1 protein-coding gene is annotated in these 1,160 nt (G+C 47.3%); it reads left to right on the top strand.

Going from position 1 to position 1,160, the window contains the following annotated elements; genetic code table 11:
• Positions 1-39: 39 nt before the first annotated feature.
• Positions 40-1,160 (top strand): IS1380 family transposase (locus SYJ56_RS25795; RefSeq protein WP_323839281.1); only part of this gene is annotated, 1,121 nt, incomplete at its 3' end.

Genomic DNA, 1,160 nt, shown 5'->3' with positions numbered 1-1,160 from the left:
TCAGACAAGCCAGTGACCCCATTTGGCGGGATGAGTCTGATGAAAAGATTTCTTGATCAGACAAAGATAAAGGAGTACCTGAGTAGCCTTGATTTACCCCAGCCCGGTTCCAACCGGGGGTATGATCCCACCGATATTGTCACTTCATTTTGGCTGAGCATCTGGACAGGAGCCAGCCGTTATGTCCACTGTGACTGGTTGAGGTATGACCAAGTTCTCCAGTCGATATTCGGTCTGGAACAGATGCCGTCCCAGAGCACCTACAGTCGGTTTTTTGGTAAATTTTCCCAGCAGAGGAACACAGAGGTTTTCCCGGTTCTTCAAAACTGGTTTTTTGACCAACTCGGTGTTGACAACATCACGGTTGATTTTGACAGCACCGTGATCACCCGCTACGGAGAACAGGAAGGAAGCGCAAAAGGATACAATCCCAATAAACGGGGCAGGAATTCCCACCATCCCCTGATGGCCTTTGTCGGCCAGACCAGAATGGTGGCCAACGCCTGGTTGAGGCCCGGCAATACCGCCGACAGCAGCAGCTGCAAACTCTTTATGCAGGAGACTTTTGACCAGGCACTCAAAGGTAAAAAGATAGGTCTTGTAAGGGCCGACAGTGGGTTTTACAACGAGGAATTACTCAGCTACCTGGAACAGGAGCAGCATAATTATATCATGGCTGTCAAAATGTATCCCAATGTGAAGAGTGAGATCTGGGGACTTGGAGACTGGGTGGAGCTGGCCAGGGGCATCGAACTCAATGAAATGAAATTCTCCCATGAGAAAGGGAAGGCCAGAAGGTATATCATTGTTAAGAAACAGGTAGAAATCCGGCCAAAATCGGGAGGTAAAATGCTTTTCGAAGATTTACCGGGCTATCGCTTCAGCTGTTATGTGACCAATCTTGACCTTCCACTGGACCAGATATGGAACATTTATAATTCAAGGGCAGATTGCGAAAACAGGATCAAGGAACTCAAAGAAGATTTTGGACTGGAAAGCTTTTGTCTACAGGATTTTTGGGCTACCGAGGCATCGTTCAGGTTCATCATGGTGTCCTATAACCTGATGAGCCTATTCAGACATTTTGCACTCAACCATCATAACAGGGCAACCTTAAAAACGCTCAAATCCTATTGCTTTGCATTAGGGGCATGGAAGGT

It is taken from the genome of Algoriphagus aurantiacus (assembly GCF_035156405.1).
Lineage (GTDB): Bacteria > Bacteroidota > Bacteroidia > Cytophagales > Cyclobacteriaceae > Algoriphagus > Algoriphagus aurantiacus.
This window is presented reverse-complemented; position numbering and strand designations above follow the sequence as displayed.